Here is a 26,563-nt window from a genome sequence, read left to right as displayed (position 1 = left end):
GCCCGGGGACACGGGGTCGGATGCGGAACCCCGTGCGCGAGGTCGCAGATCCGGGCGGACCGGCTGGCTCGGGAGAACCCCGTGCCATGCCTAGACGCTAGCCGCGCCGGACCCTCTCGGCTAGGGGCTGTTTCATGAGGGCAGCCGAGCCGAGGCGGAGTCCGGGCGGCGATCCGGCAAGGCGCGGTCACGTTCGGATACCGGTGTCGTATCCGAACGCGACCGCAACGCCGCCGGGCGTCGTCCGGGCCCGCCGCAGGCCGGCCAGTTCTTATGAAACAGCCCCTGGAGGTCGGACGTGGATCTTTCAAGACCTGTGGGTGAACGCCCCTCCGTCGGGGCGCTCACCAACCGGAAGGCACCGCGGCGGGCGCGGCGGAACCGGCCGGGATGCATGCCCCCTGCGCGCATCCCGGCCGGTGGGGCCACCGTCACCGGTCTGACGTGACCCCGACGGTGCGTGTCCGCCGCGGACGACGCACCGCGTTCGTGGCGGCGGTCGGCGGGCGTCGCCCGCGGACCGACCTCAACCGGTACGTCGGACGAGCGTGCCGGTCGGGTGCCGCCCGGTGATCGGGGCGGCCGGTGTGGTGAACGACGAGCCGGTGTACGTGGTGCCGGGCCGGGGGGCGACAGCGCCCGAGCGGGCGACGCTCGCCGGCGCGACCGACAGGGCCGACGCGATCGCCGCCTGGGCGTCGCGGCGGCGCCTGTTCCAGGCGCCCCGGTCGCCGTCGAAGTAGCCCTGCCGGTAGCCGAAGCGGTAGCCGATGCGGTAGCTCAGCTGCCCGTGCAGGCGGCCGGCGGCATAGCTGGTGGCACCGAGCACCAGGACGAGGAAGACCGCGAGGAAGGGGCTCATCGGGCAGCTCCGGCCCCGCTCGGACGCCGGGTCATCGCTCCTCCGGCTCGATCGTGGTGGGATCCGCGACGAGCAGCCGGTCCAGGTCGTCGGTGCTGACCTCCTCGACCAGCTCGACGCTGATCCGACAGCCGTCGAGGACGACCTCGGCCACCGAGGAGCGGCGGATCTCACCGCCGGCGTCGTAGACCCGGACGCTCAGCTCAGGGCAGCCGAGATGGGTACGCCAGGCGTTCCACTCGGCACGATCGCCGACACTCAGCGACAGATAACGGCAGCCTCGGGCGAGGTAGAGGCGCCAGGGGGCGGTCAGCCCCGCGGCCACCCCCTCGGCGATCAGCCCGAAGGCCTGGGCGCGGGTGGCGAGCTCGGTCACCACACCCCCTCGGCACCGGGGGCATGACGCATGTGAGCACCAATCGTCTCATGCACGTGACACACCGTAGATTGTCCCATGGGCGTGACAGTATCAGCTTTTCGTCCCCTTACGTTGACCACTACGGGCATCTATTCTGCCCGCGTGACACCCCTCAACAAAGCAGTCGAATCGTTTACCGGAAATCCGAAGGTACCGTCACGTCCGCGTGACAGTGGCGAGCCGGGGCGCGCGCTCGACTCCGGCTGGCCGTACGGTCACGGGGTGACCGAGACGGCCAATGCGCGGAAGATCGCCTTCGCCACCTTCGTCCGGCGCGCCCTGGACGAGGCACGGGCGACCCGTGCCTGGAGCGGCACCGAGGTGTCCCGGCGCACCGGCGTCTCCCGACAGACGATCAACCGGTGGGTCCGGGGCGACTGGGCCAGCGACCCGGAGGCCGAACGGGTGGTCGCCTTCTGCGAGGGCCTGGGGTTGAACCCCGCCGCCGCGTTCGCGGCGCTCGGCTGGGACCGCACCGCGACCGGTCCCCGCACCGGTCAGCCCGCCCCTCCGATGGACCCCGACGTCGAGGCTCTGCTGCGTCGACTGGTCGACCCGAACGTGTCGGACGCGGAGAAGTTCCACATCCGCGAAACCATCAGATACCTCGCATACCGCCCAACGTTGCCGGTCGATGTCCGAAAAAGGGGCAATCAAGCAGGGTAGTTCCTCAGATAGCGAAAGAACGCCTGGTCAGGTTCATTCGTTTACCTCCGGGGCAGGAACGGGCACGCTAGCGTCCCTATTCGTACTGCTTGGGCTCGTCATCGGCGGGGGGACGGGACAAGGCCGAACCCAGCCCTGCGGGACAGAAGGAGGGGTCTGTCCATGACCCTGAAATGGTTGGCAGTCGTGGTCGCGACGGTGTCGATGACACTGTGGGCGACCGGCAACGCGGTGACTCTCGCAGTCGAGGGCGGGCAACTTCCGCTGCTCGTCAATCTCTTCGCGCTCATCGCCGCCGGCACCGCGGTCGTCCTGGCCGTCGTCGCCGAGCTGCACGAGCGTCTGAACGACCGGATCACCGCCCTCACCGAGTTCCTGGTGGCACGGCTCAACGAGATCGAGAACCACACCGGTGATCGCAACACCGGGTTCGTGGAGGGCTACCTGCTGAGCCACGGCCAGGAGGCAGCGGTGGTGCCGTTCGGGCGGCGCGGACGGGGAGCCGCCGAACGCTGATCGCCCACCGCCGAACGGGTCCGCTCGGCCAGGAATGAGCCCCGATCGCCGGGGTACGCTGACGCGCGTGCCGCCGTTGAATCTGGGCAATCAGCAGCCGAGGACCCCGTTGAACGCCGACCAGGCCTGGCGGACGACCGCCAGCCGGGCGGCCGGGACCGTGCTCTTCTTCGACTTCGACGGCACGCTCGCGCCCGTCGACGACGATCCGACCGCGGTACGCCCGGCGCCCAAGGCGCTGACCGCGATCGAGGCGTTGGCCCCGGTCGTGCGGCGGGTGGCGATCGTCTCCGCCCGACCCGTCGAGTTCCTCCGGGATCAGCTCGGCGGGCTCGACGGCGTGGACCTCTACGGCCTCTACGGGTTGGAGCACAGCCATTCCGGCGGGGAGACCGTCACCGAGCCGGCCGCGCTGCCCTGGGTGCCGACCATGGCGGAGCTGGCCGACCAGGCCCGGGCGGAGCTGCCACCCGGCACCCTGGTGGAGTACAAGCGGCTGTCCGTCGCGCTGCACTGGCGCACCGCCCCGCAGCTCGGCTCGACCGTGCAGCAGTGGGGTGAGACCCAGGCCGAACGGTTGGGCTTGCGGGTGCAGGCCGGGCGGATGGTGCTGGAGCTCAAGCCGCCCGTCGACCGGGACAAGGGCATGGTCATCGGCGAGGCGATCAAGGACGCCACCGGCGCCTGGTACTTCGGTGACGACGTCTCCGACATCAAGGCTTTCGCCGCGCTGCGTGCCCGCGCCGCCGCCGACCCGGACTTCCTCGGCGTGTGTGTGGCGGTGGCCAACCCGGAGACCGGCCACGAGGTGGCCAACGCCGCCGACCTGACCATCGAGTCGCCGGCCGCCCTGGGCGACTTCCTCACCCAGGCACTGACCCACCTGTCCTGACCGACCGGGTCGGCGACGGTCGCGTCGCCGGCCCGTTCAGGCGCCGTAGCGGCGTTGCCTGGTGGCGTACGAGCGGAGTGCCCGCAGGAAGTCGATGTGCCGGAAATCCGGCCAGTTGAGTTCGCAGAAGTAGAACTCCGAGTGCGCGGACTGCCAGAGCATGAAGCCGGACAGCCGCTGCTCGCCACTGGTGCGGATGACCAGGTCAGGGTCGGGCTGGCCCCGGGTGTAGAGGTGCTCGGAGATGTGCTCGACGTCCAGCACCTCGGCCAACTCCTCGAGCGTGCCGCCGGAGGCGGCATGCTCCAGCAGCAGCGAGCGGACCGCGTCGGTGATCTCCCGGCGACCGCCGTACCCCACGGCGATGTTGACCTCCGCGCCGCCGCTGCGCTCGCGGGTGCGCTCCTCGGCGCCCTTGAGGGCCGCCGCGGTCTGCGCCGGCAGCAGGTCGAGCGCCCCGACGATACGCAGCCGCCACGGGTTTCCCTCCTCGGCCAGCTCCACCACCAGGTCCTCAATGATCTTGAGGAGTGGGTCCAGCTCACTGGCCGGACGGCGCAGGTTGTCGGTGGCCAGCAGATAGAGGGTGACGTGCCCGACGCCGGCCTGGTCGCACCAGCCGAGAACGTGCTTGATCTTCGCCGCGCCGACCCGGTGCCCGTCGTTGGGGTCGACGAAGCCCATCTCCCTCGCCCATCGGCGGTTGCCGTCGCACATCACCCCGACGTGGCGGGGCACCGGCTTACCGGCGAGCTTCGCCGTGAGCCGGCGCTCGTACACGGAGTAGATAAGGTTCCGCAGCGTCATCACCTTGCAGCGTAGCGACCCTTCTCCCAGATCACTGCCTCGGAGCCCCACCACGGCCGGCCAGACCGATGCCGATCATCGCAAGTGTGCGTCCGTTGAGGCGCCCGTCACCCAGGCCCAGCTCGACCACGTCGTAGAACACCCGGTCGTCCCGGCGGGCAGCCCGGACAGCCGCGTCCACCACCCGCCGCCGCCGCGCCAACCAGGCGGCGAACGAGCTGTGCCGCAGGTGGGTGCCGAGGCGGCGACGCAGTCCGTGGGCGTAACGGGTGGCGGCCTCCTCGGGTGACCGGGCCGCTGCCGCGCCGGCCAGCGCACCGGACAGCAGCGCGTAGAAGATGCCCTCACCGGTGAACGGATTGATCAAAGACAGCGCGTCCCCGGCCAACAGGGTGCGACCCCGACCCGGTGCCGGTCGGTGGGTGGACAGGGGCAGATGGTGGGCCCGCAACGCGGTCACCGTCGCCAGGTCGGTGCCGGGCAGCAGTGCGGCCAGCCGGTCCAGCAGGTAGGCGCGGCTCAACGGCTCACCGCGCAGCACCTCCCCGTACCCGACGTTGGCCCGCCCGTCGCCGATCGGGAACGACCAGGCGTACGCCGGCCAGCGCGCCTGCGAGGTGACGATGAGCTGCTCGGACGGGCCGGGCAGAGCCGGGGCGTACCCCCGGATGGCGAGCGCCAGGTGCCGGTCGGGATTCTGCGGGTGACCGAGCGCACGCCGCACCACCGACCCGGCGCCGTCCGCGCCCACCACCACCCGTCCGGACAGTTCCCCGTCGAGCACCACCCGGTCGGCGCGCGGCTCGACCCGGCGCACGGTGTGCCGACGTAGCTGGGCGCCGGCCGCCACGGCAGCCGCCACGAGACGCGCGTCGAAGACCTCCCGCGGCACGGTGTACGCGGGTCGGGGCAGCGCCCGGGCCACCGCACCGCCCCCCGGCGCGATCATGCGTAACGCGGGCAGCGGCGCGTATCCCGCCACCGCCTCGGTCACCCCCAACTCGGCGAGCACGTCCACCGAGTGCGCGGCGATCCCATCGCCACACGCCTTGTCGCGGGGGAAGTCGGCCCGGTCCAATAGCAGCACGCTGGCACCCGCCCGGCGAGCGGTGAGCGCGGCGGCCGCCCCCGCCGGACCGGCTCCCACCACCACCACGTCGAACTCGTCGCTCACCGCGCCTCCCTCCGGTCCGACCCGGCGCGTCCGCTTCCGCCGCCGTCGACGCGGTCGGCCTTGCGGTCGGCCGGGCGTCGGCCGCTGTGACCGACGCCACCCGTCATCCTGCCCCCTGTCCGCCCCTGACGACCGCTCCCGCACCGGCCCGGCAGGTCTCACCCGCCCCCTTTGCTCTGCACCCACGGAGGCGACGGTTACCGTCCGCAACCGGTGCATATAGGAGTGCAGAGCAAAGGAGGGAATGGGCAAGGGCTGGGCCGTGGTCAGCCGACGGGTCGGCGTCCAGCGGCGTCGGTGTGGGGCCCGCCGTGATCAGGGTTGACGTTCGGGTCGGGCTGCGTCGGAGGCACGGCCCGCCCGGCGCAGGCCGTAGAGGGCCAGCGCCGCGGCGGCGAGCAGCGGGCCGCCGTCGCGGACCAGGCCGTCCACGCCCAGCAACCACCAGCACAGCGGCAGGTCCACCGCGAGGACGGCCACGGTGACGGCGACCAGCAGGCCACGCGCCCAGTCCTTGTCCCGCATCAGGAAGGCGGTGCAGAACAGCACGGCGTAACTGGCGGCGATGCCCGCTCCGAACCAGAACAGCACTGCCGGTACCGCGCTCAGCCGCCCGTCCAGGATGGATCCCCCGGCCACCAGGGCTGGCACCAGCATCAGCGGGCTGTAGGTGAAGGCCGCCACCCGGCTGGTCAACAGCCAGGCGTTGGCCTGCGGTCGGCGCGGAGGGGTATCCCGCCAGGAGATGCCGGCCCGGTCGATGACGAGCCGGGGGCGGTGCCGGACCAGGTGGCCGGCCAGCGCCGACGAGCGGTAGAGCAGCCAGACCACCGTGGCGCAGAGCGCGCTGAGCACGGCGAAGCCGAGCAGGCCGGGCAACGGCGGCACCCCCTGCCGGGGCACGATCAGGCGGCCGACCGCGAAGACCGTGGTCACCGCGAGGATCAACCCGAACGGTCGGGCCACCGTGCGGCCCCGCCGCACGTGCCCGATCAGCAGCAGGAAGCCGAACGAGCGCAGCATCGCCCAGCCGGTGCGTACGGCCAGACCGAAGCCCTGCTCCGGGGCGTACCACCAGTTGAGCAGCTCGACCGCGACGGTGGCCGCCGCCGTCGTCGCCAGCAGGATGGTGAGCGCCCGGACGGCGGACGGCCGCCGGACCTCGGTCTCGGCGGCCGTCCTCATGGGATCCGATGATGCCCGAAGGGGCAGGTCTTCACACCTAGCGCTGCGGCTGCACGGCGTCCAGACGGGCGCGCAGCGCGTCCAGCTCGGCCCAGAGCACGCCGGGCAGCTTGTCACCGAACTTCTCGAACCACTCGGTGATCATCGGCAGCTCGTTGCGCCACTCGTCCGGGTCGACCTTGAGGGCGATCCGGACGTCCTCCGGGGTCATGTCCAGACCCTCGACGTCCAGCGCGTTCGGCGCGGGGACCATACCGACCGGCGTCTCGACCGCGTCGGCGGTGCCCTCGATCCGCTCGACGATCCACTTGAGCACCCGGGAGTTCTCCCCGAATCCCGGCCAGAGGAACGAGCCGTCCGGGTCCTTACGGAACCAGTTGACGTAGTAGATCTTCGGCAGCTTCGCCTCGTCGCCGTCGGCGCCCTTGCCCATCTCGATCCAGTGCCGGAAGTAGTCGCCCGCGTGGTAGCCGATGAACGGCAGCATCGCCATCGGGTCGCGGCGGACCACGCCGACGGCGCCGGACGCGGCCGCGGTGGTCTCCGAGGAGAGCGTGGCACCCATGTAGACGCCGTGCACCCAGTCGCGGGCCTCGGTCACCAGCGGGACGGTGTCCTTGCGGCGCCCACCGAAGAGGATCGCGTCGATCGGCACGCCGTTCGGGTCGAAGTACTCGTCGGCGAGGATCGGGCACTGGGTGATCGGGGTGCAGAAACGGCTGTTCGCGTGGGAGGAGAGGCTGTCGCTCTCCGGCGTCCAGTCGTTGCCCTTCCAGTCGATCAGGTGTGCCGGCGGCTCCCCCATGCCCTCCCACCAGATGTCACCGTCGTCGGTGAGACCCACGTTGGTGAAGATGGAGTTGCCCCGGTCCAGGGTGCGCATGGCGTTGGCGTTGGTCTTCCAGTCGGTGCCGGGTGCGACACCGAAGAGGCCGTACTCCGGGTTCACCGCGTACAGGCGGCCGTCCGGGCCGAACCGCATCCAGGCGATGTCGTCGCCGATGGTCTCGACCTTCCAACCCGGGATGGTCGGCTCCACCATGGCCAGGTTGGTCTTACCGCAGGCGGACGGGAACGCGCCGGCGATGTGGTAGACCCGGCCCTCCGGCGAGGTGATCTTGAGGATCAGCATGTGCTCGGCGAGCCAGCCCTCGTCCCGGCCCATCACGCTGGCGATCCGCAGGGAGTAGCACTTCTTGCCGAGCAGCGAGTTTCCGCCGTACCCCGAGCCGTACGACCAGATCTCCCGGGTCTCCGGGAAGTGCGAGATGTACTTGGTCTCGTTGCACGGCCAGGCCACGTCCTGCTGTCCGGGGGCGAGCGGCGCGCCGATCGAGTGCAGGGCGTGCACGAAGTCCGCGTCGTCACCCATCGCCTCGAGGACCCGCGCGCCCATCCGCGTCATGATCCGCATGGAGGCGACCACGTACGGGCTGTCGGTGATCTCGACACCGAACATCGGAGACTCGGCCTCGACCGGGCCCATCACGAACGGAATGACGTACATCGTGCGACCGCGCATCGAGCTCCGGTACAGATCCGTCATCGTCCGCTTCATCTCAGCCGGCGCCATCCAGTTGTTGGTGGGGCCGGCGTCCGCCTCGTCGACGGAGCAGATGTAGGTGCGCTCCTCGACCCGGGCGACATCCGACGGGTCGGTACGGGCGTAGAACGAGTTGGGCTTCTTCTCCGGGTTCAGCCGGACCAGCGTCCCGGCCTCCACCAGCTCGTCGGTGAGGCGGCGCCACTCCTCGTCGGACCCGTCCACCCAGACGACACGGTCGGGGGTGGTCAGTTCTGCGACCTCACGGACCCAGGCGAGCAGTTTCGGGTGGGACGTCGGGGCCTGATCGATACCCCGCACAACAGCCGGAGCAACCATGACACATCTCCTTGTGGTCGACGCTGACCGATCTATGGGATGCACGAGACTCAGCGGCGCGATGCGTCGCCTTCGTGGAAACCTGGGATTGGCCTCAGCGTAAACCGGACAGCCTTCCGAGTCAGTGGGACTGGTTGTGAAGAACTGCACAAGCTACGGCTACGCTGCGGCATCGCGAACTAATACCCGCTTTCCCGCGCAGTTTCACGCAAATCTTGTTGTGCACTCCGGCGGACTCTTGGTGCGGTCGGGGGTGGCCATGCCCTGCCGACCGGTGCGTGGATTCCCGTTCCGGGCCGCGACAGTCCTCCTAATTGGTTACGCTGCGTTCAACCGTTCCGCACACGGCGCTGGGCTCCCGTGTGCGGCCACACCCGCTCGCGGTTGCTACCCCGCTGACCGGGCCACAGCCGGTAGGCTCGCCCCGTGGCCGCCACGATGACCGGGGAGCAACCGGGTTCCCGGCAGACCCGAACGGGTCTGGTCGGCAAACTGCTGGACCGTTTCGGTCACCTCGTCCGCGAGATGAGCAAGTTCGCCACCGTGGGCGGCATCGCCTTCCTCATCGACTTCGCGCTCTTCAACTACCTGACGAGCAGTCGCGGCGTGGAGGAGTTGACGGCGAAGACGATCTCCACGGTGATCGCGGCCTCCGTCGCCTTCCTGGGCAACCGGTTCTGGACGTGGCGCCACCGCCAGCGCAACAACCCGGCCCGCGAGTACGCGCTGTTCTTCCTGTTCAACGCGGTCGGCCTCGGCATCGCGGTGGCCTGCCTCGCGATCAGTCGGTACGGGCTCGGCAGCATCTGGCCAGCCGTGTTCGAGACGCGCCTGGCCGACAACGTGGCCAGCTACATCGTCGGCACCGGGCTCGGCACGCTGTTCCGATTCTGGTCGTACCGGCGGTTCGTCTTCGTCGAAGCGGGAACCCCAACCCTTCCGCCGGTCATGCCCGACCGTGACCACGGGGCGTGACCTGCCGCCTACCCTGTTCGGCCGGTGATCGCCGGCCGCCACGACTGCCCTAAGGTGTTTCACATGCGTCTTGTCCGTCTGCTGCCTGAGCGCTGGCAGAAGTTCATCCACGAGGCGCTCAAGTTCGGCATCGTCGGCGGCATCAACACCGTCATCAATTACGCGGTGTTCAATGCCCTTGCACTGACCGTTTTCGTCAACGGCCAGTTGAAGGCAACAGTGGTCGCGACCATTGTCGCCACGATCACGTCGTACCTCATGAATCGGCACTGGACGTACCGGGATCGCCCGAAATCGGCACTTCGTCGGGAATACCTCCTTTTCTTCCTCTTCAATGGTGCTGGCCTGCTCATTGAGCTCGGCGCGGTGGCTGCCGCCAAGTACGGCCTCGGCGTGCACGGCCTGCTCGCCCTGAACGTGGCGAAGACCGTCGGCGTCCTGCTCGCCACGCTGTTCCGGTTCTGGTCCTACCGGACGTTCGTCTTCCAGCCGGTCGCGGCGGTCGAGGACGAGACGAAGCCGGATTCCACCTGGCACGACATCCCGCGCGACGAGTGGGACACCATGGCCGAGATGGACCCGGTCGCCGAACTCGCCGAATCCGTCTCCGAGTTGGAGGAGGCGGAGGCCGCGCACCGCGGCGACCCACCGCCGGGCGCCCCCACCCAGGGGCGGCCCGCCCGGCTGAGCGTCAGCCCCGCCGCCGACCTGGACGCGGAACTCGCCGCTGAGCTGCACGTCGGCACTCGCCGCTCACCCCGCCGGTGACGGCACCCGCCGCACGCTCCGGCACCGGGCAACCCGCCGAGCTGTTCTTCGAGGATCTCGTCCCCGGGCTGACCGTCGACCTCGGCGTGGTGACCGTGGACGGCGACGAGATGGTCGCGTTCGCCCGTCGCTTCGACCCGCAGTGGTACCACGTCGACCCCGACCTGGCCGGGCAGAGCCGGCACGGCGGACTGATAGCGAGTGGTTTCTACACGGTCAGCCTGTTCATGCGCGCCTACGTCGACCATCTGCTGTCCCGGGCGGCGGCGGACGCCTCGCCCGGCCTGGAGGAGCTGCGCTGGCTCGCTCCCGTGCGTGCCGGCGACCGGCTCGCCGTACGGGTCGACGTGATGGGTGCCCGACCGTCCACCGCCCGGCCGGGGCTCGGCACCGTCAGCCTCACCGGCACCATGCTCCGCCTCGGCCCGGACGACCGGCCCGAGCAGGAGGTGCTCCGGACCCGGTTCCGTGGCTGGTTCGCCGCGCGACCGACCGGGGGCGACACTCCCGCCCAGGACCTGCCCGATGCCGGCGCACCGGCGGCCGACCAGCCGCCGTCCACCAACCCGGCCCAGACCGACCCGGCCCAGACCGACCCGGCCCAGACCGACCCGGCCCAGACCGACCCGGCCCAGACCGACCCGGCCCAGACCGACCCGGCCCAGGCCACTCCGGCCGGGGCCGTGCCGCCCGCGAGCGGCCCGCCCAGCGTCGAAACCCGGAACTGACCCGCCCCGACGTCGGTCCGGGCGGGTCACGGTCGTCGCTGACGGATCAGGTCGTGGTGTCGCGCAGCGGCTTACCCTCGCGCATGTCGGCGAGGATGTCGCGCATCTCCCCGTCGCCGAGCGAGTGCTTGTCGTGCTGCGCCTCGACCAACTCGTAGAGGGTCGTCTGCACCCGGCTGACCCCGGGCACGTCGGCGAGCACCGACTGGCCACGCTCCCCGGCCGACTCGATCGTGAGCGTGCCGCAGCCCAGCAGACGCTCGAAGAAGTGCTGGTTCATCGAGTGGTCGTTGATCCGGGTGAGCGGGAGGTCCCGCCGGTCCCGGGAGAAGACACCCTGCTGCAACAGCACACGCTCGTTGGTGAACAGGTAGTGGGTGGTACGCCAGACCAGGAACGGCCACAGACCGAGCCAGAGCACCGCGACCAGGGCGATCGCTCCGATCACGGCCAGGGCGATCGAACCGCCGCTGCTCTCGGGCAGCAGCAGCACGCCGACCACCACTGCGGCGATGGCCAGCACCAGCACCACGATCGGCCGGATCAGCGCCTTCCAGTGCGGATGCAGGTGCAGCACGACGTGCTCGTCCTTGGTGAGCACGTCTTCGGGAAACGCCACGGCAAACCTCCAACGCCATCTTCTCGACGCGCAGACGGTAAACCCCGCAGAGCCCACCACGACATCCGCCACGCGGCCCCACCCCACACTTCACGATCTTGCAAGGTGGGCGGCCGGTCGCGGCCGTCGTGCGTTCGACGCCGGTCGTGCGATCAGCGCAGGTGCAGGACGTCACCCGCGGCCAGAGTGCGGGTGGTGGCGGCGGTGGCCACCTGGAGTTGGCCGTCCCGGTCCACCCCCGTGGCGGTGCCGGTCAGCACCTCGCCGTCGGGGAGCATGACGCGCACCTCACGGCCGACAGTCGAACAGGCCGCCAGGTAGGCGTCCCGCAGGCCGCTGGCCACCGCGTCCCCGCCCGCCGAGCGCCACCTGTCGTACCAGTCGGCCACCGAGCGGAGCAGGGCCCGCAGCAGCGGATCCCGGTCGGTGGCCGCCGCGCCGGCGAGCTGAAGCGACGTGGCCGGCAGCCCGGTCGGGTTCACCGGCAGCTCGTCGGCGCGCAGCGTCACGTTGAGCCCGATGCCGAGCACGATGGCCGCCGGTTCGTCAGCCGAACGCCCCGGCACCACCTCGGCCAACACGCCCGCGCACTTCGCGCCGTCGATCAGCAGGTCGTTGGGCCACTTCAGGGCGGCCTCCAGCTCGGCCAGCCGGGCCACCGCCTCCACCAGCGCCACACCGGCCAGCAACGGCAGCCACCCGTACCCCGTCGGTGGCACCGCCAGCCACCCGCGGTCCGGCACGGCCTCGCCGGGCCGCAGCAGCACGCTCGTGGTGATGCCGGCCCGAGCCGGCGACTGCCAGACCCGACCGCGACGGCCACGCCCGGCGGTCTGCTGCTCGGCGACCACGACCAGGCCCTCGGGCTCACCGACCCGAGCGGCCTCGGCCACGTCGGCGTTGGTGGAGCCGGTCTCGGTGCGCAGCTCCAGCCGGGCCCACGGCCCGTTCGGCGCGACCAACGCGCGGCGCAGCCGGGCCGCCGACAGCGGCGGGCGATCCAGATCGGTGTACGGGGAGCCCGGCATCCCGTCAGCCTACGGCGGCGGCCGTGTCGGCACTGAGGCGTACTGCACAGCGGCACCCACCTGAACCATCGTTATATTCCCTGGGTGACTACCGAGACCGGGACCAACATCCACAGCACCGCGGGCAAGCTGGCGGACCTGGAGCGCCGGGTCGACGAGGCGGTGCACGCCGGGTCGGCCCGCGCGGTCGAGAAGCAGCACGCGCGCGGCAAGAGGACCGCCCGTGAGCGGATCGAGATGCTCCTCGACGAGGGCTCCTTCGTCGAGCTGGACGAGCTGGCCCGGCACCGGTCCACGGCCTTCGGGTTGGAGAAGAACCGCCCGTACGGCGACGGGGTGGTCACCGGCTACGGCACGGTGGACGGCCGGCAGGTGTGCGTCTTCGCACAGGACTTCACGGTCTTCGGCGGCTCACTCGGTGAGGTCTTCGGCGAGAAGATCGTCAAGGTGATGGACCTGGCCATGAAGATCGGCTGCCCGGTGGTCGGCATCAACGACTCCGGTGGCGCCCGCATCCAGGAGGGCGTGGTCTCGCTCGGCCTCTACGGGGAGATCTTCTTCCGCAACGTACGGGCCTCCGGTGTCATCCCGCAGATCTCACTGGTGATGGGCCCCTGCGCCGGTGGCGCCGTCTACTCGCCCGCGGTCACCGACTTCACCGTGATGGTCGACCAGACCTCGCACATGTTCATCACCGGCCCCGATGTGATCAAGACGGTGACCGGCGAGGACGTCGGCATGGAGGAGCTGGGCGGGGCCCGCACGCACAACTCCCGCAGCGGCAACGCGCACTACCTCGCCAGCGACGAGGAGGACGCCGTCGACTACGTGAAGGCGCTGCTGTCGTACCTGCCGTCGAACAACCTCGACGAGCCGGTCGTCTTCGACGCCACCGCCGCGCTGGAGATCAGCGACGAGGACCGTGAGCTGGACACCCTGATCCCGGACTCCGCCAACCAGCCGTACGACATCCACACGGTGATCGAGCACGTCCTGGACGACGGGGAGTTCCTCGAAGTCCAGCCGCTCTACGCGCAGAACATCGTGGTCGGCTACGGCCGGGTCGAAGGGCGGCCGGTGGGCGTGGTCGCCAACCAGCCGATGCACTTCGCCGGCACCCTGGACATCGCCGCCTCGGAGAAGGCCGCCCGGTTCGTCCGCACCTGCGACGCGTTCAACATCCCCGTGCTGACCTTCGTGGACGTACCCGGCTTCCTGCCCGGCACCGGCCAGGAGTGGGACGGCATCATCCGTCGGGGCGCCAAGCTCATCTACGCGTACGCCGAGGCGACCGTCCCCAAGGTCACCGTGATCACCCGCAAGGCGTACGGCGGGGCGTACGACGTGATGGGGTCCAAGCACCTCGGCGCGGACCTGAACTTCGCCTGGCCGACAGCGCAGATCGCGGTGATGGGCGCGCAGGGCGCGGTGAACATCCTCTACCGCTCCGAGCTGGCCGGTGCCGACGACCCGGCGGCGGTCCGGGCCGAGAAGATCGCCGAGTACGAGGACACCCTGGCCAACCCGTACGTGGCCGCCGAACGCGGGTACGTCGACGCGGTCATCCCGCCGCACGAGACGCGTAGCCAGATCGTGCGAGCGCTGCGCGTCCTGCGTACCAAGCGGGAGACCCTGCCCCCGAAGAAGCACGGCAACATCCCACTCTGAGGCTGGTCGCGTCGCCCTCAACAGTTCGGGGGTGGGGCGTTGGCGTTCGCGCACAGGCGCGCCACGGCCGCGACGGCGAACTGTTGGAGTTCCGCCTCGGTGCCGTCGCGACCGAGGCTGAGCACCGAGACGAGATCGCCGACCTGCACCACCGCCGTGTTGGTCGGGCGCGTCTCGTCGTTGAGCGTCGCGCCGGTGTTCACATCCCGGGCCTGGGAAACCGTGTGGGTCAGCAGGACGCCGCCCTGCCCCCCAGAGTCCAGCGGCCGGACCTGCCACCGGTGCACCGCCTCCGCCGTACCGGTCTGCCCCTTCCGCTCGTACGGCCCGCGGCTGCGCCACTCGTCGCACGGGTCCACCAGACCTTGGAGGGTCACGAGGGCCAACGTCGCCTCGTCCTGTGTTGCCATCCGGTAGACGTCCTGCATCACGAGGACGTCGGCGTTGCCGGGCTCGGTTCCGGCGGGACGCGCCCGAAGCAGGGTCTGTGAGCGGGACAGGCGGGAGAACCGCCACCCCTCCGGCAGCCCCAGGTTCGCCCGGCACTGTTCGAGCATCGCGTCGACCCGGACCGGCTCCCCCATGCCCGCCTGGCTGAGCTGCACCTCGATCGGGCGCGTCAGGTCGGCCGGCTGGAGCAGGGCGTCGGTGGTGATCTCGTGCTGGGTCGGCGTGGCGTCGGGCGCGGCCGAGGCGGCCGGTGTCGACGGCGCCGGAGATCCGCCGGTTGCGACGAGCGCAACGGCGGTGCCCCCGGCGAGGGCCAGTACGGCGGTGGCCGCCACTATCCTGCGCTGGCTGCGGCGGCGGGCCCGGGCCCGGATCTCCTCCGGAGCGGGCCAGCGCACGTCCTGCAGGTCTCGCCGGACCTGTTCGACGAACGTCAGGTCGTCACGCATCGGTGGCCTCCTCCAGGTCAGAGACGGCGAGCAGGCCGGCGAGCGCGGCACGCCCCCGGGAGAGTCGGGCCTTCACCGTGCCCACCGGGGCATCGGTCTCCCGTGCCACCTCGGCGACCGGCATACCCATCAGGTAGTAGAGGGCGATGGCGACGCGTTGCTCCTCTGGCAGCCGACGCAGGGCGGCGACCACCTCGACGGTGTCGGTGCCCGGGCCGGGAACGCTCTCGGTGGCGCCGTGCCGCAGGTACGCGCGGGCCCGGCTGCGCAGGCTGCGCCACCTGCTGACGGCGATCCGGCTGGCCACCACCCGTACCCACGCCTCCGGGTCGTCGTAGCCGCTGACCGTGGACCAGCGCTGCCACGCCCGGATGTACGCCTCCTGCACGGCGTCCTGCGCCTCACCCCGGTCGCCGGTGAGCACGTAGACGAACCCGAGCAGCCGTTGCCGACTCCCCCGGTAGAACTCGTCGAACCCGTCGACGTCCGGCACCCTCCACCTCCCCGTGTCGGTCGCAGGGAACACGCACCGGGCAGGGGCGCCGGTTGCCCCGATCAGGCGATCATCTTCTCCAGCTCGGCGAGCGGGAACGCGCCGGCCGGGATCCGCTCCCGGACCGCCCGGCGCACCGCCCGCTGGACGGCGACGTTGGCCGGCGTCGGTACGCCGTGCAGCCGGCCGAGCAACGCGATCTCCCCGTTGAGGTGGTCCACCTCGGTCGAACCGGTGCCCCGGGCCAGGCTCTGCCAGGTGGAGCCACCGGATCGGGCCTCGCCGTCGACCGGGCGCTGCCCGACCAGGTCACCGCGTTCGGCCTTCTCCTCCTCCGGGGTGGTGTGCGCGATCCCGGCGGCGGCGAGCGCTGCGACGCCTTCGGCGCGTACCCGCCCGGCCAGCTCGTCGGGGATGTCCCCGCCGAGCAGCGCCTGTAGGCCGTTGCCGAGGTTGCTCAGCAGCTTGCCGTACTTCCAGCGCATGACGTCCGCGCGTACCGGGGCGACGAAGCCCGCGGCGTCCAGGTCGGCGGCGATCGCCCGGTCGGTGTCGTCGGCGCCGCTCGGATAGCGGCCGATGTGGAGCATCCCCGGGTGCGGGTAGCCGTTGGCCACCACCACGCCCGGGTCCAGGTGGGTGGCGGGCAACCAGACGCAGACCGGGTGTACGTCGGCGAAGAGACGCAACGCGGCTTGCTCGTTCGCCACCCCGTTCTGGGCGGTGACCAGTGGCAGCCGCTCGCCCGCCGTACCGCCGCCCGCCACCGGCGCGTCCACCCAGGCGGCGAGCGCGGCGGCGGTGTCCTGTGACTTGACGGTGAGGATCAGCACCGTGTCCGCCGGCAGCGGCTCGTCGCCGGGCCCGTCCGCCGCGGTGAGCCGGGCGGTGACCTCGCCGTCGGGCTGCCGCAGCGTCAGACCCCGTTCCCGGATCACGTCGAGGTGCGCTCCCCGGGCCACCAGGGTCACGTCCCGGCCCGCCTCGGCCAGCCGCACACCGATCGTTCCGCCGACCGCGCCCGCCCCGATGATCATGTATCGCATGCCCTCATTCTGCCCGCCCCGCCGCCCTGGCCGCCCCGCCCGCTGACCCCACGTGTCCCCGGCCCCGCCCTCCCCGGTCGATCATGGACTTGTGGTGCCCGATCCGGGGATATTCGCGGCTTTCATCACCCGCCACAACTCCATGATCGACCGCGCGGGGCGCGGGCCGCGCGGGGCGCGGGCCGCCCGGGGCGCGGGCCGCCCGGGGCAGGGGGCGCGGGGAGGGGCGGGTCAGGCCGTCAGGCCGGCGTTCGTCAGGATCGGGCCGGCCAGCAGGAGTGCGCCGGCGACCAGCGCGGCCAGGTTGATCAGGGCGAAGACCGTCACCCAGAAGATCGCCGGGAACGGGGTCAGCCCGGCGAGCTGGTCGGCATCGGAGGCGGGCATCCGGCCCCGCGAGCGCAGCCGTTGCAGCTCCACCACCGGCCGCACCCCGCCGAGCAACAGGAACCACACCCCGGCGTACGCGAACGCGGCCTGGACCTGCGGCGATGCGTACCAGGAGACGGCGAATACCAGCGCACCGGTGACCAGCAGCGACACCACGCCGAAGGCATTGCGGATCATGACGAGCATGGCCAGCAGCAGGGCCACCGCCACCCAGAGCAGGAGGGTGATCCGGTTGCCGCCGAGCAGCCAGGCGCCGGCCAGCCCGACCAGCGGCGGGGCGACGTACCCGGCGAGGAGGGTGAGGATCATTCCCGGCCCGGTGGGACGACCGGCGGAGAGCGTCAACCCGGACGTGTCCGAGTGCAGCCGGATGCCGCGCAGCTTGCGGCCGGTGAGCAGGGCCACCAGGGCGTGCCCACCCTCGTGCGCGATGGTGATGGCGTTCCGGGCGATCCGCCAGGGCAGACGCGTGGACACCACCACCAGCGCGACCGCCGCGGTGATCAGCACCAGCAGCGCGGGCGGGTCCGGCTGCGCGCCGAACAGCGTGTCCCACAGGTCGCCAAGCCCGTCGATCGACATCATGGGGCGCGAGCCTACCGGCGGCGTTCCGGGTCGCTCCGGAGGCATCGGCTCGTATCCTGTGAGACTGATCGGGTGGCGAGTGGAGCGGGAGGTGAGCGCCGGTGAGCACTGCGCCTCTGGAGCCGCACGTCGGCCTGTGGACCGAAGCCGACTACTTCGCCCTGGGCGAGACGCCTGACCGGATCGAGCTGCTCGACGGGAGCCTGCTGGTGAGCCCTGCCCCGAGCCGACGGCACCAGCGGGTGTCGCGCCGGCTGGCGAACAGCATCGAGGCTGCCGCGGAGCCCCGCGGCCTTTTGGTCTACGACGCGATCAACGTCCGGCTCGGCGTCGACCGGGTCGTCATCCCGGACCTCGTCGTGACCGACGACGACGACGAGGGCACCTTCCTCGACGCCGACCGGGTGCGCTTGGTCGGAGAGGTCGTCTCACCGGGCAACGCAGCCGCCGATCGCCTGCTCAAGATGCAGCTCTACGCCATCGCGCGAATCCCCTGGTACCTGCTTGTCGAGCAGGACGGGGACGGGCACTCGTTGCGGTTGTACCGGCTGGACGGTGAGCACTACGTCGAGGACCAGATCGCCAAGGCCGGCGAGACGTTGACAGTCGTCGAGCCGTTTCGTTGGCAGCTCGACCCGGCCGCGCTGCACTGATCCTTCCGACCCCGGGCAGCGGACCTTCATGAACCATCAATGAAGCTTTCTTCAGCCGCACTTGCGATCTTGGGCACTAACCTCCAAAGATGATTGTCGATAGAGCGATCCTCTTGGAGGCACTCATGGCCCGTACCCCGTCATCGCTGCGCCGCGCGCTCGCGGCCGGCCTCACCGTCCTCGCCACCGCGGCGGCGGCCCTCGTCGCGACCGCTGGACCGGCGGCCGCGGCCACCACACCCGGCATCGACGTGTCCCGCTACCAGGGCACCATCAACTGGACCAGCGTCCGCAACGCCGGAGTCCAGTTCGCCTTCATCAAGGCGACCGAGGGCACCAGCTACAAGGACCCGAACTTCAACGCGAACTACGTCAACGCGTACAACGCCGGGGTGATCCGCGGGGCGTACCACTTCGCCCGGCCCAACATCTCCGCCGGCTCCACCCAGGCAAACTACCTGGCCTCCAATGGCGGCGCCTGGTCGGCGGACAGCCGCACCCTTCCGGCGGCGCTGGACATCGAGGCCAACCCGTACAGCGGTGGCTACTGCTACGGGCTCAGCACGACCGGCATGCGCAACTGGGTGCAGGACTTCCTGAACACCTACCGCTCCCGCACCGGCCGGTACGCGGTCATCTACACCACCACGAGCTGGTGGAACCAGTGCACCGGCAGCTGGACCGGCCCGTGGGCGAACCACCCGCTCTGGCTGGCCCGCTGGTCGAGCACGCCGGGCGCCCTGCCGGCCGGGGCATCGGTGTGGAGCTTCTGGCAGTACACCAGCACCGGCGCTGTCTCCGGGATCAGCGGCAACGTGGACCGCAACTACTGGAACGGCGACCGGAGTCGTCTGATCGCCCTGGCGAACAACACCTGACCGTGCCGTTGGCGGCAGCGGGATCGACGATCGACTCACGGTCGACAATCGGTCCTGCTGCCGCCACACCGTCGTTCAGGCCCGACGCCGACTCAGGGCCGGCACCACAGCTTCCTCGCGGGCCAGCGCACCCCGGCGCGACAGCCGCCAGGCGGCCACCCCGGAACCGGCAACGATCACGACGCTGAGCAGTGCGATGAGCGCCGGAACCCCCACGGCGACCAGCAGCAGGATCGCGTCGCCGAGCGCGACGAGCATCCACAGTGCCAGCCGAGGCCGGGTGTCCCTCCGTCGGTAACCCATGTCGTGCCTCCCTCCGTCGTCGAAGGTCAAGTACCCAGGACGACGGAGGGTCATGCGAATGAGTTTCAGTCCTGACGGTCGGGCACGAAACCCTTGGCGATCCGGTCGAAGTTCGGCAGGTTGGCCTGCCAGTCCTTCTCGGCGATCTCCCACCGCAGGGCGTACCCGCGATCGCTGGCCGTCACGAAGCCCCGGTTACGGACGTGGATCCGCTGCCCGTCCCGGGTCTCCAGCCACTCCCAGTCGCCGCAGGTCTTCCAGAAGTCGCAGGACTTGATGCCGAGGTTCTGGTAGTTGCTGACGATCCGCTTGCGGTTCGGCTCCTGCTCCTGCCAGTCCGCTACCGCGTCCTTCTTCGGGCTGTTGGTCCACTGCACAAGCAGCTTTCCCGGACCGTTGGACTGATTGAAGACGACTGTGTTGCCGTTGACCTGGCTACGCACCCAGCCGTCGGGGATCGGCAGGCTGAAACCGGTGGGGTCCTTGTGCAGCTTCCATCCTGCCGGTAGCGCGTTCGGGTCCGCCGAGGGCGTGGCCGAGGGCGTCGGGCTGGGCGCGCCGCTGGTCGGCGGCGGTGCCGCCGGTGCGGACGTCGGCGCAGCCCCCGAGGTCGCGGCGGCCGCTGTCGGGTTGGCCTGTGGGGTCTTCTCGTCGTCCTTGGTGAGCATCGGCACGATCACCGCGAGGCCGATCAGCAGCAGCGCGACCAGGGCCCCGACCAGCACGTTGCGGCGGGTGTTGTTCGGCTTCGTGCCGTCCGACAGCGGCACCGCCGCGCGGCCGGGAGGACCCACCGGAGGCATGAGCGCCGTCGGCGTCGACGGCTTGCGCTGCACCGGCGCCACCGGCGGACCGTCGACGACGGTCGGCTCGTCGTCGTCGTTCGTCGTACCGTCGCCGGTCGTGTCGCTCGTCGCCGTGACCTTCGCGGTCGGGTCGGCGTCGGCCGGGGCCGGGCGGTCGATCGTGGCGGTCGGCTCCGACGCGGCCGGACCGGCGTCCACACCGGACGACACCACGGCAGTCGGTGTGGCGTCGGCCGTCGTCGTGGGAGCCTCGGCCGGTGCCGCGTCCGCGGCCGAGGTCACGGCGGCGACAGACGCGGCGGCCGGCGGTGGCGACACCGGCCGGTCGGCACTCTCGGCAGGTCGTGGTGCCGGCACCAGCGGCGGGCGCGGCTCGCGTGGGCCGTTCGGCCCCGGCCGGCGTACGCCATCGAGCAGTGAGATCCCGCGCGACCGCTTGCCTCCGGCGCGGCGCAGCAGGCGCTCCGCCACCTCGGCGGTGATCCGTTCGTTCGGGTCCTTGCGCAGCAGCCCGTTGAGCACGGCCTTGAGCGGGCCGGCGTTCTTCGGCGGCGGGATCGGCTCGGTGGCCAACGCGGCCAGGGTGCCGATCGCCGACGGCCGGGCGTACGGCGACTTGCCCTCGACCGCCGCGTAGAGCGTTGCACCCAACGACCACAGGTCGGCCTCGGGCCCGGCGGTGCCGTCGCGGGCGCGCTCCGGGGAGATGTACGCGGGTGACCCGAGCACCATGCCGGTGCGGGTCACGTTGGGGTCGCCGGGGATCGTGGCGAGACCGAAATCGGTCAACACCACCCGGCCGTCCTCGCCGAGCAACACGTTGCCCGGCTTGACGTCGCGGTGCATGACGCCCGCCTTGTGCGCGGAGCTGAGCGCACCCAGCACGCCGAGCCCGATCTCCACCGCGCGGGCCACCGACACCGGGCCGTCCTCGGCGAGCGTGTCCTGCAACGACTTCGACGGCACGTACTCCATGACGATCCACGGATCGCCGTCGGTGCGCAGCACGTCGAAGATGCGGACGACGTTGGCGTGGTTGAGCCGGGCGATGGCCCGGGCCTCCCGCAACGAGCGCTCCCGCATCTCGCGGCGCTCCTCGTCGGTGAGGCCGGGCGGCGGCACCAACTCCTTGATGGCGACGTCCCGATGCAGCACCTCGTCACGCGCCTTCCACACCCGGCCCATGCCACCCTGGCCGAGCGGCGACAGGAGCCGGTATCGGTCAGCGACAAGTTGGGGAAGCGCGTTCGACATCGCTGAGACGGTACCCGGACCCGCCGACGCTCACACCGTCGGCACGCCACTGTCCGCTTCCCGCGACTTCGCGCGGCGTACCCTGGCGTCATGTCTGCCGAAGAGCCGCTGATCCGGGTCGTCCGCGGTGTGCCCACCGCCGAGGAGTTGGCCGCTCTCGTCGGGGCGGTCGTCGTCCGCTCCCGCCCGGCCGTGACCCCCGCCCCGAAGACCGCGTCCGCCTGGGCGCGCAGCGGGCGACCGGCCGGTCCCGGCGGGTGGCGCGCCGCCGGGCTGCCCCGCTGACCCGACCTACCCGGACGGGGGCTGCCAGGGGCCGGTCGAGCCGTTACCCTCACTCAGGGAAGTGGTGCCGTCACACGTAGGGAGGATCCGTGATCCCTGAGGAGGACCGGCCAGCGCCCTGGTTGCGCGGTTACGGCGGCATCGAGGCCGACATCAGCCAGCTCCGCGACTTCGCCGACCGGCTCGCCGCCGAGGTCGAGAGCAACTACGCGCCGCACCTGTCGTACATCGCGGAGGACATGTCGGCGAAGCTCCCCAACCCGTGCGACGCCTTCGTCGAGCTGGTCACGTTCCTGCACGCCCACCACGAGACGCAGCAGGCCACCGCCGACATGGTGTACGCCGTCCGAGGCGCCACCGGCCACCTCGCCGCCGCCGCCGACCGAGTCGCCACCCACTACGCCGACAGCGACGCCTTCACCGCCGCGCGGGTGGTCGACGTCCGACGTGCCCTCGCCGACCCGAGCGCCGTCCTCCCCGGCGGGCCGACGCCGATGCTGACCGACCCGACCAGCCCCGACATCGAAGGGCCGGTGGTGCTGCCGTGATCGAACGAGGCACCGGCCGCACCTCCGGCCTCACCGACTGGCAGCTCATGGACGTCAACAGCATGTGGGCCTGCCTACAGGACCACGACACCACCAACCACTGGAAACAGGTCGCCGGCTGGCGCAAGGTCTGCGACCTCGCACAGACCCACCTCGGCCGTCTCCACGAATACCGGCGCGGCCTCGCCGCCGCCTGGCCACCCGAAACCAGCGCCGCCTCCAGCACGTACCTCGCCGAACTCGACGAGCTCATCGACAAGGTCCAACGCACCCACGACGCCGCCGCCGCGAACTACACCGCACTGTCCGCCGCCACCCAGGCCATCGGCACCACCCGCGCCGCGCTCCGCAAAATCCACGAGGTGTACGCGACCAAGCTCCAACAGAAGCAGGCGTACGACGCGATGGCCGCCGACCCGAAAGCGGTGATGGGCAACCGGGTGACGACGCCGCCGGTTGCGGACGGGGAATTGGAACAGCTGAACGCGCAGGCCCGGAGCATGATGTTCGGCCTCAGCAGCGAACTCCAACAAGCCCAAGCAACCCTCCAAAAACCACCCGCAGCACCAAGAAGTACGCGACAGCCGGACGATCCCGACGTATACAGCGACTATCCGTCCCCTGTCATCCCGCCGATACTGCCGGTACCGATGCCCAGCCCTTCACCCTACAAATCAGCGACTCTAAATGGAGAACGGTCCAGCACCACCCCCTCGTTGCCAGGGATGGGGCCAATTCTTGGCGGAGCCACGTCGGGAGTTCCCTCAGCACCCAGCCTCACATCTCCGCCCACCATTCAACAAATTGGAGCGTCAGGCTCACCAGCCGTCGGCGGAGCTAGCTTCACGCCAGGGATTCCCCCCACTCCCACTAGCCCAACAGCCACGCCTACGATAAGGCCCAACCAGCCTGGTCCCCAAGCGAAGCCGATCAACTTCGGAACCCGGGAAGGCACACCCCACACCACGCCAGCAGTTCGCTCAATTCCTTCCCCTAATGGGCTAATTGGAGGTCTTCCAGGATCGAATCTAGGCCCGCCTGGGGGAAATGCCGGCAGTCCGAAAAGAGTCAATCCCATTGGCGGGGTCATCGGCGGCGGCGGCGCTGGGACGGCACCCACAGGTTCAGCCGGAAGCCGGCCGGGTGGGGGGCGCAGCCTCGCCGGAGGTGTGAACAATTTCCCGGTGGGTGGCGCCCCAGGATTATCTACAACTGCGGGACGGCTTGGACTACGACCATCAGAGGCTGACAAGGAATCTCGCCGCTGGGATCCGGACGACCCCTGGAAGACTGATCAAGGCGTCCCACCGGTAGTTCGCCCCTCAGATAGGGATGATCCGATCGATCCTGGTCCAGCAATCGGATTCAGTAAGTGATCAAACCCCTGCTCACCGGCCTTTCCACGCTCACCCTAGCTGGAACGCTGCTTCACGCCGGTCTTGGCGAGCCGCTGGACGATGCAGACCGCGTGCGGGGTGACCAATGGCATTTGTCATTTCTGCACACCAATCAGGCACATCTGATAAGCGAAGGCTCTGGCATAATCGTCGCCGTGCCGGACACCGGAGTCGATCCACATCCAGATTTGAGCGAAAATCTGCTCGTCGGAACCGACGTTGTTCCCGGAGGGAGCGGAAAAGGCCACCAAGATCGAGACAGCCATGGCACGGCAATGGCTGGCTTGATCGCCGCGCACGGAAGCGCAAACCACCAGGGCGCCCTTGGAATCGCACCCAAGGCGAAGATACTTCCAATATTTGACACCCCGGCTGACCGTGACGGCGATCCTGATGCGCTGGCATCCAGCATCGAGTTCGCCATTACCGAGGGTGCCCGGGTTATCAGCATTTCGGCGGTCGCCGGTGCGAGTGTGCGACTTCAAAAAGCTATTAGATCCGCCATGGACGCAGACATTGTAATAGTGGCAGCGGCAGGTAATTGGCCTCCTGATACCAGCGTTCGCTATCCAGCCAGCGAAGAGGGCGTGATCGCGGTCGGTGGCGTCGATCGCGCTGGAAAGCGCGCCGCCATCTCAGTAACCGGGCCGGAGATCGACGTGGTCGCGCCCGCCGTCGACATCTATAGCACCAGCTACGGTGGAAAATACTCGAAGGGGACCGGCACATCGAGTGCGACGGCGATTGTGGCCGGGGCGGCGGCTTTGATCAGGTCCAAGTACCCCTACCTGCCTGCCCGCGAGGTCGCGCACCGGCTCACGGCCACCGCTATCGACAAGGGTCCACCTGGGCGTGACGACGAGTACGGCTACGGCGTGATTGATCTCGTGGCAGCGCTGACGGCAGACGTACCGCCGCTGGGGTTCGAATCGGCGAGCGCTCCGGTCGGGGCTGGCCCTACGACGTGGGCCGGCGGCCAGCGGGGTGATGATGACGGCGCTGCCACAGCACGTGGCCTGGCCACCCTGGGTGTGATCGTGGCTGCCGGGGTCGGGTGGGCGGTGGTGGCGCGGCGTCGCCGCCGTGGTGACGATCCGCCGCCCAGGATCAGCCGCTGACCGGCGCGAGAACGCTCTGATCGCCTCGGGTTTCGCGGAATCGGGGTGTCCGGCAGCGTCGGATACCCCGGTTTCGCGAAGGGCGGGCGTCGCCGAGGTCAGGTTGGCTGATCGACTCCAGGTCCCCGATGTGGCGGTATCCGTTGGGCTGGTTAGGCCGATATCGGCGATGTGGAGTGGATCATGGGCGGGCGGCGCGCGACGTTGGGGAGCAGCGCCGGACGCGGCGACTGGGTAGCCGGTAACGTCGGGTTCGTGTCTGATTCTCTGCCGCTCCGTCTTGTGCTCGCGTCGGCGAGCCCTGCCCGTCGTAAGCTCCTCCAGGCCGCTGGCATCGAGCCGGATGTGCTGGTCAGCGGGGTGGACGAATCCCTGGTGATGGCCGACCGGGCCGAGGAGTTGTGCCTGGAGTTGGCGCGCCTCAAGGCCCAGGCGGTGCTGACCAGGTTGAGCCCGGCCCGTGATCAGCGGACGCTGGTGGTCGGCTGCGACTCGGTGTTGGCCTTCGACGGGGAGATTCTCGGTAAGCCGGCGGATCCGACGGACGCGACGCGCCGTTGGCTGCGGATGCGGGGGCGCAGCGGGGTTCTGCACAGTGGGCACTGCCTGATCGACGCCGTCGCCGGGCGGCGCGCTGAGGCGGTGGCCTCGACGACCGTTCACTTCGCCGACATCAGTGACGACGAGATCGCCACGTACGTGGGCAGTGGCGAGCCGCTGGCGGTGGCCGGGGCGTTCACGATCGACGGGCTGGGCGGGTCTTTCGTGGAGCGGATCGAGGGGGACCCGGGCACGGTGGTGGGGTTGTCGATGCCGCTGCTGCGCCGTCTTCTCGCCGAACTCGACCTGCGGATCACCGATCTCTGGACGACCGTCGCGCCGGGCGGCCAAACCGTCGAGCCGATCGGTAACGTCCGTTCATGACCACCAAATCGATCCCGCTCACCGACGAGCTGCACGCGTACCTTGTCGCACACGGTTCCCCGCCGGACGAGATCATCCGGGACCTGGCCGAGGAGACCCGGTCGGTGTTGCCGGAGCACGCCACGATGCAGGTGGCACCGGAGCAGGCGGCATTTCTGACCTTCCTCACCCGACTTCTCGACACGCGGCAGGCCGTCGAGGTCGGCACGTTCACCGGGCTCTCGTCGCTGGCGATCGCCCGCGGTCTGCCCGAAGGTGGGCGGCTGACCTGCTTCGACATCTCGGAGGAGTTCACCGGCATCGCCCGGCGCTACTGGGATCGGGCCGGTGTGCAGGACCGGATCGACCTGCGGATCGGCCCGGCCGGGGACCGGCTTCGGGAGTTGCCGCAGGAGCGCTACCTGGATTTCGCGTTCATCGACGCGGACAAGACGGGCTACCCGGTCTACTGGGCGGAGTTGGTGCCCCGGATGCGTCCGGGTGGGGTGATCGCTGTCGACAACGTGTTGCGCGGCGGCCGGGTCATCGCGCCGCAGGACGTCAGCGACCGGGCGATCGCCGCCTTCAACGACGAGGTGCTCGCCGACGTACGGGTAGATCCGGTGATGCTGCCCATCGCGGACGGCCTGACCCTGGCCCAGGTGCGCTGAGCGACGGCTTGATTCACTCGGTTTCCTGAAAGTCGCGGTATCCCAAGCGGCAGGACACCCCGACTTCCAGAAAACCGAGTCGATCAAGCCAGGCCAAGGCCGGGCCAAGCCAGGGGCCGGACCAAGCCGGGCAGGGCCGGGCCGGG

At 70.3% G+C, this 26,563-nt stretch carries 28 protein-coding genes and 2 pseudogenes; 15 read left to right on the top strand and 15 right to left on the bottom strand.

Annotation, left to right across the window (positions count from 1 at the left end):
• Positions 1 to 526 precede the first annotated feature (526 nt).
• Together O7616_RS09215 and O7616_RS09210 are read right to left on the bottom strand one after the other, a co-directional pair.
• Positions 527 to 862: a hypothetical protein gene (locus O7616_RS09215; RefSeq protein ID WP_282262569.1), complete on the bottom strand. Its 336-nt coding sequence runs from the start codon at positions 860 to 862 to the stop codon at positions 527 to 529.
• A 31-nt stretch (positions 863 to 893) separates the two neighbouring features.
• Entirely contained in the window at positions 894 to 1,238 is a 345-nt protein-coding gene (locus O7616_RS09210) for a hypothetical protein (RefSeq protein ID WP_030328857.1), read from the bottom strand.
• Positions 1,239 to 1,502: 264 nt separating this feature from the next.
• Between O7616_RS09210 and O7616_RS09205 the strand changes: the two genes are divergently transcribed.
• The 3 genes from O7616_RS09205 (at position 1,503) to otsB (ending at position 3,354) form a co-directional block, all read left to right on the top strand.
• The gene (locus tag O7616_RS09205) at positions 1,503 to 1,946 is read left to right on the top strand and encodes an XRE family transcriptional regulator (protein ID WP_282262570.1); all 444 of its coding nucleotides are present in this window, start codon (positions 1,503 to 1,505) and stop codon (positions 1,944 to 1,946) included.
• A 162-nt stretch (positions 1,947 to 2,108) separates the two neighbouring features.
• Positions 2,109 to 2,462: a hypothetical protein gene (locus O7616_RS09200; RefSeq protein ID WP_282262573.1), complete on the top strand. Its 354-nt coding sequence runs from the start codon at positions 2,109 to 2,111 to the stop codon at positions 2,460 to 2,462.
• Positions 2,463 to 2,529: 67 nt separating this feature from the next.
• Positions 2,530 to 3,354, top strand: a complete 825-nt coding sequence (otsB, locus tag O7616_RS09195; RefSeq protein ID WP_282262574.1) for a trehalose-phosphatase — start codon at positions 2,530 to 2,532, stop codon at positions 3,352 to 3,354.
• 36 nt (positions 3,355 to 3,390) lie between these two features.
• Here the strand turns inward: otsB and O7616_RS09190 are convergent, their stop codons facing one another.
• From O7616_RS09190 to O7616_RS09175, 4 genes are all read right to left on the bottom strand, one after another.
• Positions 3,391 to 4,161, bottom strand: coding sequence for an isoprenyl transferase (locus tag O7616_RS09190; protein WP_088986344.1), 771 nt, complete (start codon positions 4,159 to 4,161; stop codon positions 3,391 to 3,393).
• A 31-nt stretch (positions 4,162 to 4,192) separates the two neighbouring features.
• Positions 4,193 to 5,335, bottom strand: coding sequence for a geranylgeranyl reductase family protein (locus O7616_RS09185; protein WP_282306411.1), 1,143 nt, complete (start codon positions 5,333 to 5,335; stop codon positions 4,193 to 4,195).
• Between the two features lie 315 nt (positions 5,336 to 5,650).
• On the bottom strand, positions 5,651 to 6,520 hold the full coding sequence (locus O7616_RS09180; protein ID WP_282306410.1) for a hypothetical protein: 870 nt from the start codon (positions 6,518 to 6,520) through the stop codon (positions 5,651 to 5,653).
• 37 nt (positions 6,521 to 6,557) lie between these two features.
• Complete coding sequence (locus tag O7616_RS09175; protein WP_282306409.1) at positions 6,558 to 8,402, bottom strand: phosphoenolpyruvate carboxykinase (GTP); 1,845 nt, start codon at positions 8,400 to 8,402, stop codon at positions 6,558 to 6,560.
• Positions 8,403 to 8,538: 136 nt separating this feature from the next.
• Here O7616_RS09175 and O7616_RS31145 point away from each other — a divergent pair.
• The 4 genes and pseudogenes from O7616_RS31145 to O7616_RS09160 all read left to right on the top strand — a co-directional run.
• Positions 8,539 to 8,628: pseudogene (locus O7616_RS31145) on the top strand (GtrA family protein); the annotation flags it as partial.
• Positions 8,629 to 8,810: 182 nt separating this feature from the next.
• Positions 8,811 to 9,377, top strand: a pseudogene (locus O7616_RS09170) (GtrA family protein); the annotation flags it as partial.
• Positions 9,378 to 9,440: 63 nt separating this feature from the next.
• On the top strand, positions 9,441 to 10,145 hold the full coding sequence (locus O7616_RS09165; protein ID WP_282307573.1) for a GtrA family protein: 705 nt from the start codon (positions 9,441 to 9,443) through the stop codon (positions 10,143 to 10,145).
• Positions 10,142 to 10,873, top strand: coding sequence for a MaoC/PaaZ C-terminal domain-containing protein (locus O7616_RS09160; RefSeq protein ID WP_282306407.1), 732 nt, complete (start codon positions 10,142 to 10,144; stop codon positions 10,871 to 10,873). Before O7616_RS09165 ends, O7616_RS09160 begins: the two co-directional genes overlap by 4 nt.
• A gap of 46 nt (positions 10,874 to 10,919) precedes the next feature.
• Here O7616_RS09160 and O7616_RS09155 read toward each other — a convergent pair whose 3' ends face one another.
• Both O7616_RS09155 and O7616_RS09150 read right to left on the bottom strand, forming a co-directional pair.
• Complete coding sequence (locus tag O7616_RS09155) at positions 10,920 to 11,492, bottom strand: PH domain-containing protein (protein ID WP_282306406.1); 573 nt, start codon at positions 11,490 to 11,492, stop codon at positions 10,920 to 10,922.
• Positions 11,493 to 11,644: 152 nt separating this feature from the next.
• The gene (locus O7616_RS09150; protein WP_282306405.1) at positions 11,645 to 12,520 is read right to left on the bottom strand and encodes a biotin--[acetyl-CoA-carboxylase] ligase; all 876 of its coding nucleotides are present in this window, start codon (positions 12,518 to 12,520) and stop codon (positions 11,645 to 11,647) included.
• An 84-nt stretch (positions 12,521 to 12,604) separates the two neighbouring features.
• Here O7616_RS09150 and O7616_RS09145 point away from each other — a divergent pair, with 84 nt between their 5' ends.
• Positions 12,605 to 14,188, top strand: a complete 1,584-nt coding sequence (locus tag O7616_RS09145; RefSeq protein WP_282306404.1) for an acyl-CoA carboxylase subunit beta — start codon at positions 12,605 to 12,607, stop codon at positions 14,186 to 14,188.
• Positions 14,189 to 14,205: 17 nt separating this feature from the next.
• Here the strand turns inward: O7616_RS09145 and O7616_RS09140 are convergent, their stop codons facing one another.
• The 4 genes from O7616_RS09140 to O7616_RS09125 form a co-directional block, all read right to left on the bottom strand.
• Positions 14,206 to 15,087 (bottom strand): hypothetical protein, encoded by an 882-nt coding sequence (locus O7616_RS09140; protein WP_282306403.1) that lies wholly within the window; start codon positions 15,085 to 15,087, stop codon positions 14,206 to 14,208.
• Positions 15,080 to 15,580 carry a SigE family RNA polymerase sigma factor gene (locus O7616_RS09135; protein ID WP_282262586.1) on the bottom strand — a complete coding sequence of 167 codons (501 nt, stop codon included), beginning with the start codon at positions 15,578 to 15,580 and terminating at the stop codon, positions 15,080 to 15,082. The genes O7616_RS09140 and O7616_RS09135 overlap by 8 nt, the downstream gene beginning before the upstream one ends.
• Positions 15,581 to 15,642: 62 nt before the next feature.
• Positions 15,643 to 16,626, bottom strand: a complete 984-nt coding sequence (locus O7616_RS09130) for a 2-dehydropantoate 2-reductase N-terminal domain-containing protein (protein WP_282306402.1) — start codon at positions 16,624 to 16,626, stop codon at positions 15,643 to 15,645.
• 231 nt (positions 16,627 to 16,857) lie between these two features.
• Positions 16,858 to 17,601 (bottom strand): M50 family metallopeptidase, encoded by a 744-nt coding sequence (locus O7616_RS09125; RefSeq protein ID WP_282306401.1) that lies wholly within the window; start codon positions 17,599 to 17,601, stop codon positions 16,858 to 16,860.
• A 101-nt stretch (positions 17,602 to 17,702) separates the two neighbouring features.
• Here O7616_RS09125 and O7616_RS09120 point away from each other — a divergent pair, with 101 nt between their 5' ends.
• Together O7616_RS09120 and O7616_RS09115 are read left to right on the top strand one after the other, a co-directional pair.
• Complete coding sequence (locus O7616_RS09120) at positions 17,703 to 18,254, top strand: Uma2 family endonuclease (RefSeq protein ID WP_282306400.1); 552 nt, start codon at positions 17,703 to 17,705, stop codon at positions 18,252 to 18,254.
• 125 nt (positions 18,255 to 18,379) lie between these two features.
• Complete coding sequence (locus tag O7616_RS09115; RefSeq protein WP_348773878.1) at positions 18,380 to 19,132, top strand: GH25 family lysozyme; 753 nt, start codon at positions 18,380 to 18,382, stop codon at positions 19,130 to 19,132.
• Between the two features lie 75 nt (positions 19,133 to 19,207).
• Here the strand turns inward: O7616_RS09115 and O7616_RS09110 are convergent, their stop codons facing one another.
• Positions 19,208 to 19,435, bottom strand: a complete 228-nt coding sequence (locus O7616_RS09110; RefSeq protein WP_282262595.1) for a hypothetical protein — start codon at positions 19,433 to 19,435, stop codon at positions 19,208 to 19,210.
• Between the two features lie 65 nt (positions 19,436 to 19,500).
• Positions 19,501 to 21,495 (bottom strand): serine/threonine-protein kinase, encoded by a 1,995-nt coding sequence (locus O7616_RS09105; RefSeq protein WP_282306399.1) that lies wholly within the window; start codon positions 21,493 to 21,495, stop codon positions 19,501 to 19,503.
• A 90-nt stretch (positions 21,496 to 21,585) separates the two neighbouring features.
• Between O7616_RS09105 and O7616_RS09100 the strand changes: the two genes are divergently transcribed.
• On the top strand, positions 21,586 to 21,780 hold the full coding sequence (locus O7616_RS09100; RefSeq protein WP_282306398.1) for an acyl-CoA carboxylase subunit epsilon: 195 nt from the start codon (positions 21,586 to 21,588) through the stop codon (positions 21,778 to 21,780).
• Between the two features lie 89 nt (positions 21,781 to 21,869).
• Positions 21,870 to 22,328 carry a hypothetical protein gene (locus O7616_RS09095; protein ID WP_282306397.1) on the top strand — a complete coding sequence of 153 codons (459 nt, stop codon included), beginning with the start codon at positions 21,870 to 21,872 and terminating at the stop codon, positions 22,326 to 22,328.
• A gap of 74 nt (positions 22,329 to 22,402) precedes the next feature.
• On the opposite strand, the gene O7616_RS31140 is transcribed toward O7616_RS09095, so the two are convergent.
• Positions 22,403 to 22,861, bottom strand: a complete 459-nt coding sequence (locus O7616_RS31140; RefSeq protein ID WP_348773859.1) for a hypothetical protein — start codon at positions 22,859 to 22,861, stop codon at positions 22,403 to 22,405.
• Positions 22,862 to 23,751: 890 nt separating this feature from the next.
• Between O7616_RS31140 and mycP the strand changes: the two genes are divergently transcribed.
• The 3 genes from mycP (at position 23,752) to O7616_RS09075 (ending at position 26,417) form a co-directional block, all read left to right on the top strand.
• Positions 23,752 to 24,843, top strand: coding sequence for a type VII secretion-associated serine protease mycosin (mycP, locus tag O7616_RS09085; RefSeq protein WP_282307570.1), 1,092 nt, complete (start codon positions 23,752 to 23,754; stop codon positions 24,841 to 24,843).
• A 255-nt stretch (positions 24,844 to 25,098) separates the two neighbouring features.
• The gene (locus O7616_RS09080; RefSeq protein WP_282306396.1) at positions 25,099 to 25,767 is read left to right on the top strand and encodes a Maf family protein; all 669 of its coding nucleotides are present in this window, start codon (positions 25,099 to 25,101) and stop codon (positions 25,765 to 25,767) included.
• Positions 25,764 to 26,417: an O-methyltransferase gene (locus tag O7616_RS09075; RefSeq protein ID WP_282306395.1), complete on the top strand. Its 654-nt coding sequence runs from the start codon at positions 25,764 to 25,766 to the stop codon at positions 26,415 to 26,417. Before O7616_RS09080 ends, O7616_RS09075 begins: the two co-directional genes overlap by 4 nt.
• Positions 26,418 to 26,563: the final 146 nt, after the last annotated feature.

Source organism: Micromonospora sp. WMMD964 (genome assembly GCF_029581455.1).
GTDB lineage: Bacteria > Actinomycetota > Actinomycetes > Mycobacteriales > Micromonosporaceae > Micromonospora.
This window is presented reverse-complemented; position numbering and strand designations above follow the sequence as displayed.

Excerpts from the sequence above, each read along its gene's own strand:
- O7616_RS09215 (WP_282262569.1), bottom strand. The coding sequence starts at position 862 with ATGAGCCCCTTCCTCGCGGTCTTCCTCGTCCTGGTGCTCGGTGCCACC.
- O7616_RS09200 (WP_282262573.1), top strand. The coding sequence starts at position 2,109 with ATGACCCTGAAATGGTTGGCAGTCGTGGTCGCGACGGTGTCGATGACA.
- O7616_RS09190 (WP_088986344.1), bottom strand. The coding sequence starts at position 4,161 with ATGACGCTGCGGAACCTTATCTACTCCGTGTACGAGCGCCGGCTCACG.
- O7616_RS09180 (WP_282306410.1), bottom strand. The coding sequence starts at position 6,520 with ATGAGGACGGCCGCCGAGACCGAGGTCCGGCGGCCGTCCGCCGTCCGG.
- O7616_RS09175 (WP_282306409.1), bottom strand. The coding sequence starts at position 8,402 with ATGGTTGCTCCGGCTGTTGTGCGGGGTATCGATCAGGCCCCGACGTCC.
- O7616_RS09165 (WP_282307573.1), top strand. The coding sequence starts at position 9,441 with ATGCGTCTTGTCCGTCTGCTGCCTGAGCGCTGGCAGAAGTTCATCCAC.
- O7616_RS09150 (WP_282306405.1), bottom strand. The coding sequence starts at position 12,520 with ATGCCGGGCTCCCCGTACACCGATCTGGATCGCCCGCCGCTGTCGGCG.
- O7616_RS09140 (WP_282306403.1), bottom strand. The coding sequence starts at position 15,087 with ATGCGTGACGACCTGACGTTCGTCGAACAGGTCCGGCGAGACCTGCAG.
- O7616_RS09130 (WP_282306402.1), bottom strand. The coding sequence starts at position 16,626 with ATGCGATACATGATCATCGGGGCGGGCGCGGTCGGCGGAACGATCGGT.
- O7616_RS09125 (WP_282306401.1), bottom strand. The coding sequence starts at position 17,601 with ATGATGTCGATCGACGGGCTTGGCGACCTGTGGGACACGCTGTTCGGC.
- O7616_RS09115 (WP_348773878.1), top strand. The coding sequence starts at position 18,380 with ATGGCCCGTACCCCGTCATCGCTGCGCCGCGCGCTCGCGGCCGGCCTC.
- O7616_RS09110 (WP_282262595.1), bottom strand. The coding sequence starts at position 19,435 with ATGGGTTACCGACGGAGGGACACCCGGCCTCGGCTGGCACTGTGGATG.
- O7616_RS09105 (WP_282306399.1), bottom strand. The coding sequence starts at position 21,495 with ATGTCGAACGCGCTTCCCCAACTTGTCGCTGACCGATACCGGCTCCTG.
- O7616_RS09100 (WP_282306398.1), top strand. The coding sequence starts at position 21,586 with ATGTCTGCCGAAGAGCCGCTGATCCGGGTCGTCCGCGGTGTGCCCACC.
- O7616_RS09075 (WP_282306395.1), top strand. The coding sequence starts at position 25,764 with ATGACCACCAAATCGATCCCGCTCACCGACGAGCTGCACGCGTACCTT.